7 protein-coding genes and 1 riboswitch are annotated in these 10,165 nt (G+C 75.7%); all 7 genes read left to right on the forward strand.

What is annotated here, in order from left to right:
* The coding region (locus HCN52_RS17115) for a DEAD/DEAH box helicase (protein WP_168089329.1) at window positions 1–1,664 on the forward strand (1,664 nt) is incomplete at its 5' end.
* A gap of 241 nt (window positions 1,665–1,905) precedes the next feature.
* Window positions 1,906–2,054, forward strand: a riboswitch (adenosylcobalamin (AdoCbl) riboswitch).
* 108 nt (window positions 2,055–2,162) lie between these two features.
* Window positions 2,163–3,905: an SCO2322-related protein gene (locus HCN52_RS24815; RefSeq protein WP_209314650.1), complete on the forward strand. Its 1,743-nt coding sequence runs from the start codon at window positions 2,163–2,165 to the stop codon at window positions 3,903–3,905.
* Window positions 3,902–5,125, forward strand: coding sequence for a CbiQ family ECF transporter T component (locus HCN52_RS17125; protein ID WP_168089330.1), 1,224 nt, complete (start codon window positions 3,902–3,904; stop codon window positions 5,123–5,125). The genes HCN52_RS24815 and HCN52_RS17125 overlap by 4 nt, the downstream gene beginning before the upstream one ends.
* Window positions 5,122–6,819, forward strand: a complete 1,698-nt coding sequence (locus HCN52_RS17130; RefSeq protein ID WP_168089331.1) for an ABC transporter ATP-binding protein — start codon at window positions 5,122–5,124, stop codon at window positions 6,817–6,819. The genes HCN52_RS17125 and HCN52_RS17130 overlap by 4 nt, the downstream gene beginning before the upstream one ends.
* Before the next feature lie 173 nt (window positions 6,820–6,992).
* Window positions 6,993–7,844 (forward strand): ECF transporter S component, encoded by an 852-nt coding sequence (locus tag HCN52_RS17135; RefSeq protein WP_168089332.1) that lies wholly within the window; start codon window positions 6,993–6,995, stop codon window positions 7,842–7,844.
* Window positions 7,841–9,367, forward strand: a complete 1,527-nt coding sequence (locus HCN52_RS24820; RefSeq protein WP_209314651.1) for a prenyltransferase/squalene oxidase repeat-containing protein — start codon at window positions 7,841–7,843, stop codon at window positions 9,365–9,367. Before HCN52_RS17135 ends, HCN52_RS24820 begins: the two co-directional genes overlap by 4 nt.
* A 181-nt stretch (window positions 9,368–9,548) precedes the next feature.
* Window positions 9,549–10,022 (forward strand): DUF4430 domain-containing protein, encoded by a 474-nt coding sequence (locus tag HCN52_RS17145; protein ID WP_168089333.1) that lies wholly within the window; start codon window positions 9,549–9,551, stop codon window positions 10,020–10,022.
* Window positions 10,023–10,165: the final 143 nt, after the last annotated feature.

Below are 10,165 nucleotides of genomic sequence, written 5' to 3' on the forward strand. Positions count from 1 at the left end.
GCGGCGGCACCTCGATGGGCAACCAGATCTACGCGCTGGAGCGCGGCGTCGACGTCCTGGTCGCCACCCCCGGCCGGCTCCGCGACATCATCGGCCGCGGCGCCTGCTCGCTGGACGACGTCGAGGTCGCGGTCCTCGACGAGGCCGACCAGATGGCCGACCTCGGCTTCCTGCCGGAGGTCACCGAACTGCTCGACCTCGTGCCGGCCGGCGGCCAGCGGATGCTCTTCTCCGCCACGCTGGAGAACGAGATCGACAGCCTCGTCAAGCGCTACCTCGTCGAGCCCGTGAGCCACGAGGTCGACGCCGCCCAGGGCGCGGTCTCCACCATGACCCACCACGTGCTGATCGTGAAGCCGCGCGACAAGGCCCCGATCACCAGCGCCATCGCGGCGCGCAAGGGCGGACGCACCATCATCTTCGTCCGCACCCAGCTCGGCGCGGACCGCGTGGCGGAGCAGCTGCGCGAGTCGGGCGCCCGCTCCGACGCCCTGCACGGCGGCATGACCCAGGGCGCGCGCACCCGCACCCTCGCCGACTTCAAGGACGGCAAGATCAACGTCCTGGTCGCGACGGACGTCGCCGCCCGCGGCATCCACGTCGACGGCATCGACCTGGTGCTGAACGTGGACCCGGCCGGCGACCACAAGGACTACCTGCACCGCTCCGGTCGCACCGCGCGCGCCGGTGAGTCCGGCACCGTGGTGTCGCTGGCGCTGCCGCACCAGCGCCGCGGTGTCTTCCGGCTGATGGAGGACGCGGGCGTCGACGCCTCGCGCCACATCATCGGCCGCGGTGACCTCTTCGACGAGGAGATCACCCGCATCACCGGCGCCCGGTCGCTGACCGAGCTGCACGCCGAGGCTGCCATGGGCGCCGCGCTCCACGCCGAGCGCGAGGCCAAGCGCCTCGCCCGCGAGCTGGAGCGCGCCCAGGAGCGCGCCGGTGAACTCCGCGCCGAGGCAGAGCAGTTGACCGGTCGCGCCGCCCGTGAGCGCGGCGAGGACCCGCAGGAGGCCATCGACGCGGCCAACGCCGCGCAGGAGGCGGCCGAGGCGGAGCGCGAGGCGCGCCGTGAGGCCCGCCGCCTGGAGCGGGAGCGCCAGGACGCGGAGCGCGAGGCCCAGCGTCCGGAGCGCGGCGACCGTCGTGACGGCGACCGCGGCGGGTTCCGCCGCGACGACCGCCGTCCGGGCGCTCGTGGCAACGACCGCAACGGCTTCCGTCGTGACGACCGTCGGGACGACCGCGGTGGTGACCGTGGCGGGTTCCGTCGTGACGACCGCGGCGGCGACCGCAACGGCTTCCGTCGTGACGACCGCCGTGACGACCGCGGTGGTGACCGTGGCGGGTTCCGTCGTGACGACCGCGGCGGCGACCGCAACGGCTTCCGTCGTGACGACCGCCGCGACGACCGCGGTGGCGACCGTGGCGGGTTCCGCCGTGACGACCGTCCGGGCTTCCGTCGGGACGACCGCGGTGGTGACCGTGGCGGGTTCCGTCGTGATGACCGCGGCGGCGACCGCAATGGCTTCCGTCGTGACGACCGCGGTGGCGACCGCGGTGGCGACCGTGGCGGCTTCCGCCGTGACGACCACCGTGGTGCCGGCCGCCCGGCCGACGACCGTCGGGGCGACAAGCCCCGCTGGAAGCGCGAGGACTGAGCGTTCCGCGTCGCACGCGACGCGGCGCACCACTGACGGCGCGGGCCGGTGAGCATCCCTGACGGGGGCTCACCGGCCCGCGCCGCGTGCGTCCGTCCCCCTGTACGGCGGCCGGGCGGCGGGGCCGTGGCGCCGGACGGAAGGGGGACGGCGGTGGTGCTGTGGGGGTTGTCACCCGGTCCGAACCCTGGCGGCGCGCGCCGAGCCCCCCGTATCGTTCGCTGTGGCTCGTGTACGGGCCTCACAACTTCATGCGTGGCTCGCGGGGGGAAGCCGGTGGGAATCCGGCACTGACCTGCAACCGTGAACGGCCGCTCGGCCGTGAGTCGGAACACCCGGCGGGTCACGTGCACTGCTTCTCACTGTCATGGTCTACAGCGTGGAGCCCTCAGCCTGCCGGCCGTCCGGGCCCTCGCCGTGTTCGCAACGAACGCGTCGGGGGTCCGTGCGCGAGTCGGTGCGGGGTGCCGCGCGGGGCCCTTAGGGGAAAGGCCCCCCATGCCCGCCACCCGCGCGCGTCCCACCTCGGTCCAGGCCTTCGTCGCGCTGCTGGGGCTGCTGGCCGTGCCGCTGGTGGCCGCGGGCCCGGCGACCGCCCTTCCTGCACCGACCGTCGCGGTCGGCGGTTTCGGCGAGGCCTTCCGCACCCAGGCGGGCACCCCCGGTTTCTGCCCCGGGGCCGGCGGCGTCACGGTCATCGTGGACTTCCGCGAACTCGGCGGCGGCCGCGTGGTGCGCTGCGCCCCCGGACCGCAGGCCGACGGCCTCGCCGCGCTCAAGAACGCCGGGTTCCAGATAGCCGGCACCGCCCGCTGGGGCGAATCGTTCATCTGCCGGATCAACGGGCGGCCGGGCGCCGGCTCCGAGGACTGCGTGGACACGCCGCCGGCCTCCGCGTACTGGTCGTACTGGCACGCCCCTAACGGCGGCAACTGGACCTACAGCCAGCGGGGCGCGACGTACCGCACCCCGCAGGAGGGCACCTTCGAGGGCTGGGCCTTCTCGATGAACCGCGAGATGGACGACGCGCCCCAGCCGGGCGTCGCCCCGTTGCGGCCCGACGCCGGGGGCGGCGACGCTGGTTCGGGCGGCTCCGGTGGTTCGGGTGGCTCGGGAAGTGCCGGTGGCGGCTCGTCCTCGGGAGGTGACGCGGCGTCCGGCGGCGGGTCCGCCGCGGGCGGCGGCGCGACCGGTGGCGGGTCAGGGGGCGGGTCCGGCGGTGGTGACGGCTCGGGCGGTGGCGGCACTGGCGGTACGGCTGCCGGCGGAGCGGTCGGCGGCGGCGCGGTGGCCGGTGGGGTCGAGGCCCCGGAGGACGGGCGCGGCGGACCGGAGGACCCGGCCGACGACGCGGATGCCGAGGAGGCCCGCGAGGAGGACGAGGACCGCGACGAGGACGAGGACTCCGACGAGGAGGAGCTGGACGAGGAGGAGTCCGAGGAGGACGAGGAATCCGCCGACGCCGCCGCCCAAGAGGCACCGCCGGGGCCGGAACCCACCGAAGCCGCCGAGTGGAGCGGTGAGGACACCGAGGCCGAGACGGTCGGCGGCGGCACCGGCGGCAGCCCGCCCGCCACCACGGTCGCCGGGCTGGCGCTGCTCACGGCGCTGATCGGCGCGGCCGGCGCCACCGCCTGGCGGCGTCGCCGTGCGGCGGCCGCCGCGGGCGGCCCGGACGACGACCCGGCACTCTTCGCGGCTCCCACCCCTTCAGGGGAGTCCGCGCCCACCGCGGGCCCAGCTGTCAGCACCGCGACTGCCGACGCTCCGACCGTCAGCACCCCGACCGTCGACACCGCGTCCGGCGCCGCCGACGGGACGGCCGCTGCTGCCGGCGGCGGAAAAGCGGCCTCCGGCACCGCCGATGCGGCAGCGGGCTCAGCGTCAGCCGCGCCCGAGACGACCGGCGGGTCCGCGCCCGCCGAGTCGGCCCCGGCGCCGGACCGGACGGACCCGAACGCCGCGGCCTCAGCCGCCGAACCCGCTCCGTCGACCGACATGGCCGGCACCGACACCGAGAGCGGCACCGGGACCGGTGCCGCCGACACCCGCGCCGATGCCGACGACGCGGTGGACTCCGGCGCGGCCCCCGGGCCCGACACGGGTCCCGCCGCCGACCCCGCTGCCGACGCCGGCCCCGACCCCGCTGCGGACGCCGACGCCGGCGCCGACTCCACCCCGGACCCGGCTCCCGACCCGGACGCCGGGGCCGAGGGCGGCAGGCCGGGCGGGGCGCCGTGAGCGGTGATCGGACGCCGGGCAGACCCGGCCGGCGTCCCTCGCTCACCTGGCCGCCGCTGGCCCGTCCGCTGCACCCCGGTGCCTGGTGGCTGTGGGCGCTCGGCCTGGCCGTCGCCGCCAGCCGCACCACCAATCCGCTGCTGCTGGCGATGATCCTCGCCGTGGCCGCCTACGTGGTGGTCCGGCGCCGCGGGGACGCGCCCTGGGCGCTGTCCTTTCGGATGTACCTCGCGCTCGGCGCCTTCATCATCGTGATGCGGGTGGCGTTCCGCGTCGTCTTCGGCGGCGGCCAGGGCGACACCGTGCTGTTCACGCTGCCCGAGATCCCGCTGCCCGAGGCAGCCGCGGGGATACGGCTGTTCGGCGAGGTGGCCGCCGAGCAGCTGCTCGGCGGGTTCTACGACGGGCTGCGGCTGGCCACGATGGTGGTCTGCGTCGGCGCGGCCAACTCCCTCGCGGACCCCAAGCGAATGCTCAAGGCGCTCCCGGGGGCGCTCTACGAGGTCGGTGCCTCCGTGGTGGTGGCGCTGACCGTCGCCCCGCAACTGGTGGAGAGCGTACGGCGGGTGCGGCGGGCCCGTCGGCTGCGCGGTGCTGCGGGCAAGGGTCGGCGGGCGCTGCGCGGCATCATCATCCCTGTCCTGGAGGACGCCCTGAACAGGTCGCTGGCGCTGGCCGCGGCCATGGCGTCGCGCGGCTACGGCCGGACGGCGGGCGCAGACCCCCGGACGCGGCTGATCACCGGCGTGCTGGTGATCGTCGGACTGGTCGGTGTCTGCGGCGGGTTGTACGGCGTACTGGACGCCGCGGCACCGCCGTTGCTCGGCGCTCCGCTGCTGCTCGGTGGCGGCGCGGTCGCCCTCGCGGGGCTGCTCGTCGGCGGCCGGCGGGTGCGGCGCACCGGCTACCGGCCCGACCGGTGGCAGCCCGCGGAACTGCTGACCGCCGGCGCGGGCGCCGCGACCGCCGCCCTGATGTTCCTGACCGCCGGGGTCGACCCGGAGAACCTCTACCCCTCGCTCTCACCGCTGAGTTGGCCCGAGCTGTCGCTCGTCCCGGTCCTCGCCGTGCTCGCGGGCCTGCTGCCGGCGTTCCTCACCCCCGAGCCGCCGCGTTCCGCGGCGACGCCGCCCGCCGCGCCGTACACCGGCGGCGCGACCGGTGGCCCCGGAGCCGGCGGCGCGAACAGAACCCGCCCCAGGAAGGAGCCCGTGCCGTGATCACCTTCGAGGACGTCAGTTTCCGCTACGAGGAGGACGGCCCCGCGGCGCTCGCCGGGGTCGACCTGCACATCCCCGAGGGGGAGTTGTGCCTGGTGACCGGCCACACCGGCACCGGGAAGTCGACGCTGCTGGGAGCGGTCAACGGCCTGGTGCCCCGGTTCACCGGCGGCCATCTCCGAGGGCGCGTGACGGTGGCGGGGCAGGGCACCGAGAGCCGCCCGCCCCAGGAGTTCGCCCACCTCGTCGGCCGGGTCGGCCAGGACCCCCTCGCCGGGTTCGTCACCGACAACGTCGAGGAGGAACTCGCCTACGGGATGGAGCAGCTGGCGGTCCGCCCCGAGGTGATGCGGAAGCGCGTCGAGGAGACGCTCGACCTGCTGGGCATCGCGGAGCTGCGCGGCCGGGCGCTGCGGTCGCTCTCCGGGGGCCAGCAGCAGCGGGTGGCGATCGGCTCGGTCCTCACCACCCACCCCTCGGTGCTGGTGCTGGACGAGCCGACCTCAGCGCTGGACCCCACGGCCGCCGAGGACGTGCTCTCCGCCGTGCTGCGCCTGGTGCACGACCTCGGCGTGACCGTGCTGATCGCCGAGCACCGCATGGAACGCGTCCTGCAGTACGCCGACCGGCTGCTCTACCTCCCCGGCGACGGAAGCGTCCGGGACGGCACCCCCGCGGCGCTGATGCCGGACTGCGCGGTGGCGCCGCCGGTGGTGCAGCTCGGGCGCGCGGCCGGCTGGTCGCCGCTGCCGCTGTCGGTCCGTGACGCGCGGCGCCGCGCCGCCGGGCTGCGGCAGCGGCTCGCCGATCTCGCCCCCGGCCCGGCCCACCCCGGGGACGCCGGGCCCGGCCCGGCTGCCGCAGGTGACCCGCACCGCACACCGATCGGTGAGCCGCTGCTCACCGCGCGGTCGATCACCGTCACCTACGGCGCCACCGTCGCGGTGCGCCGCGTCGACCTGCGGCTGGCCGCCGGGGAGGTCACCGCGCTCATGGGGCGCAACGGCTCCGGCAAGTCCTCGCTGCTGTGGGCGCTCCAGGGCTCCGGCCCCCGCCGCGCCGGCACGGTCGAGGTGGCCGGCGGCGACCCCGGCGACCTGCCGGCTGCCGAGGCCCGCGCCCTGGTGGGCCTGGTGCCGCAGACAGCCGCCGATCTCCTGTACCTCCAGACGGTCGACGAGGAGTGCGCCCAGGCGGACGCCGAGTCCGCCGTGGCGAGCGGGAGTTGCCGAGAGCTGCTCGACGAGCTCGCGCCCGGGATCGAGGGCGCCTCGCATCCCAGGGACCTCTCCGAAGGACAGCAGCTCGCGCTGGTCCTCGCCATTCAACTCACCGCCGCACCACGGGTGATGCTGCTCGACGAACCCACGCGCGGCCTGGACTACGCGGCCAAGCGCCGCTTCGGCGCCATCGTGCGGCGGCTCGCCGCCGAGGGCCGGTCGGTGGTGATCGCCACCCACGACGTGGAGTTCGTCGCCGCCGTCGCCGACCGGGTGGTGGTGATGGCGGACGGCGAGACCGTCGCCGACGGTGCCACGCCCGACGTCGTCTGCTCCTCGCCCGCGTTCGCCCCCCAGGTCGCCAAGGTACTGAGCCCGCTGCCCTGGCTCACCCCCGACCAGGTCGCCCGGGCGCTCACAGCCGAGGGCGCGGACCCGGCGGCCCCGCTCCGGCACGAGGCGGCGCCCCGATGACCGCCGCTACTCCACCCGGCGCCACTCCGGGAGCCACCCCGCCGCATCCCGCCCCGGACGCCCCGGCCCGCACGGAAGCCCCCTCCCGCGCGGGCGGTCCGGACGACCTCGCCGCCGCTGCTCCGCCTGCGAAGCCGGCGCGGCCGGCGCAGCCTGCGCCGTCGGCTCCGCCGATGAAGCGGACGTCCGCCGCCCGCCCCCGGGTCACGGCGCTCCGCGTCGGCCCCCGGGCCGCTGTCACGCTGCTGGTGGCGAGCCTGCTCGGCCTGGCGATGTTCTGCTGGCCGCTGCTGGTGCCACCGCAACCCCAGGGCGTGGCCCACGCCGCGCAGGCGCCGCTGCTCTTCGTGGTGCTGCTCCCCGTCATCCTCGCCGTCGTCCTGGCGGAGCTGACCGAGGGGGGGCTGGACCCCAAGACGCTCGCCCTACTGGGCGTGCTGGCGGCGTTGAACGCCGCGCTCCGGCCGCTGGGCGCGGGAACCGCGGGCATCGAGACCGTCTTCTTCCTGCTGATCCTCGCCGGCCGGGTCTTCGGCCCCGGTTTCGGGTTCGCGCTCGGGGCGACCTCGCTGTTCGCCTCCGCGCTGCTCACCGCCGGCGTCGGGCCGTGGCTGCCGTTCCAGATGATGGCCGCCGCCTGGGTCGGGCTGGGCGCAGGATTGCTGCCCCGCCGCCCCACCGGCCGGGCCGAGATCGCCATGCTCGCCGCCTACGGGGCGGCCTCCGCCTACGTCTTCGGCTTCGTGATGAACCTCTGGTTCTGGCCGTTCGCCATCGGCGACGGCACCCAGCTCTCCTTCGACCCCGAGGCCGGGCCCGTCGCCAACCTCCACACCTTCTTCCTCTACACGCTCGCCACCTCGGCCTTCGGCTGGGACACCGGCAGGGCGATCACCAACATCGTCGCGATCGCGGTGCTCGGCCCCGCCGTACTGGCGACCCTCAGACGCGCCGCCCGGCGCGCCGCCTTCGACACGCCCGTCAGCTTCGCCGCTGCCGAACCCCAAGGAGCACGACGACCATGAGAACCACCCTGCGGCGCGCGGCTCTGCTGCCCGGCGCGATCCTCACCGCGGCGCTGCTGGCGCCGACAACCGCACACGCCGAACCGGCCGCCGAGCAGGAGGTGTTCACCTCCCCCTCGAAGGCCGCGGCGACCTGGGCCGCCGCGCAGCTGGACGAGGACGGCAACTTCCGCGATGACCACGGCCTGAACTCCGACATCATCATGGGCCTCATATCCACCGGCACCAGCGGCGCCACTGCCGACCGCGCCACCGACTGGCTGGAGGCCAACGCGGCCGACTACGCGCACCGCGGCGGCTCCGACAACGTCAACGCCGGCGGCACCGCCAAGCTGGCCCTGGTCGCCGGCATCCAGGGCCGCGACGCCTCCGACTTCGGCGGCCTCGACCTGACCGCGCTGCTGCACGACCGGCTCCAGGAGAGCGGCCGGGTCAGCGACCGCGGACGCCTGGACATGTCCAACCAGTTCAGCCAGTCGCTCGCCGTCCTCGCCTTCCACGAGACCGGCGACATCCCCGCCTCCGCGGTCGAGTTCATCGCCTCCACCCAGTGCGCCGACGGCGGCTTCCCGCTCTCGCTGGCACGCGACCCCGACCGCTGCAACGCCGACCCCGACTCCACCGGGATGGCCGTCCAGGCGCTCCTCGCCGCGGGCAAGACCGACGTGGCGGCGAAGGGGCTGGACTGGCTCGCTACCAAGCAGCAGGACAGCGGCGGCTTCTCCTACAACGGCGCCGCCACCGTCGGCGCCAACTCCAACTCCACCGCGCTGGCCGTGCAGGCGCTGGCCGCCGGCGACCGTGACGCCGAGGCGAAGCGCGGCGTGGACTACCTCCTCTCCCTCCAGGTCGGCTGCGACGCCGCCGACCCCTCGCACCGCGGCGCCGTCGGCTACGACGACGCCTCCGTCGACGGCATGACGCTGCGCGCCACCGCCCAGGTCATCCCGGCACTGGCGGACAAGGCGCTGTACGAGCTGGACCGCGGCACGGCGGCCGACGAGGCGTACACCATCGAGTGCGGCCCGGTGGGCGGCCCCGGCGGTAGTGACGGCGGCACCGGCACCGACGGCGGCACCGGCACCGACGGCGGTACCGGTACCGATGGCGGCACGGGGACCGACGGGGGCACCGGCTCCGATGGCGGTACGGACGGTACGGACGGCGGCACCGACGGGGCCACGGGTGACACGGGCGACACGGGCGACACCACCGACGGCTCGGACGGCGACACCGACGGCAGCACCGACGGCGCCACCACCGAGGGCCCGGACGACGGCGCCACCGGCGACACCACCGACGGCGCCACCGGCGACGGCAACAGCTTCGGTGACGGCGGCACCTCCTTCGCGGGCGGCGACGCCGTGACCGGCGGCTTCGGCAACGACCACTCCGTCGACGGTGGCCTCGCCAACACCGGCAGCACCGTGGTGCCGCTCATGGCCGCCGCGGTCGGCCTGCTCGCCGCCGGTGGTGTCGCCTACGCGGTCACCCTGCGCCGGCGCCGCGTCAGCGAGGTCTGAGCCGCTCGGCCCCCCGAGCCGCGCTCCCTGCGGTGCCGTGACACGGCTCCGCCCCGAACGCGGGCGCCCCGGACCGCTCCACCCCTCGCGCCACCGTCCGGGGCGCCCGTCGCACCACCGAGCACCACCGCACCGCTGAGCACCACCGTCGAACAGCCACCACCCACGGAGGAGTCACCCCATGACCCGCACCCTGACCCGCAGAGTGACCGTCTCGCTCGCCGTGCTCGGCCTCACCGCCGGCGCCGCCGTCTCCACCGCCGTCGCGACCCCCTCGCTCCAGGCGGCCCCGGTCACCGTCAACCTCACCGTGACCGGCCCGACCTCCGTCCTCTTCGACGACCAGGTCACCACCGACGGCGGCGTCGTCTCCCCGCTCACCGAGACCGCTCGGCTCTGCGACGGCACCAACTTCGGCGCCAACCCCACGGCCGGTGCCACCCCGACCACCACCCTCAACGACTCCGGTCTCGACTGGGACGGCATCTGGTACACCTCCTTCGAGGACTACCTGATCACCGAGATCGACGGCGTCGTGCAGACCGACTCCGACTTCTGGCTGATCTCCGTCAACGGTGAGGCGACCCCGGTGGGCGGCTGCCAGTTCCTGGTCGAGGACGGCGACGACGTCGAGTTCGTGTGGACCGGCTACTGATCCGCACCACCACGCCGCTGAGCGCTGCCCCGCGCACCTCCCCGCGCGCCGCGTGACTGCCTGACCCGCTGCCGCGGCGCGAGTTGAGCACGGCGCGCGCTCCGCTCCGGGCCGGGCGGCGGGCCGTTCACCGGCTTCTCTCC

Origin of the sequence: Streptomyces bohaiensis, from assembly GCF_012033785.1 — a bacterium.
Classification (GTDB): Bacteria; Actinomycetota; Actinomycetes; order Streptomycetales; family Streptomycetaceae; genus Streptomyces; species Streptomyces bohaiensis.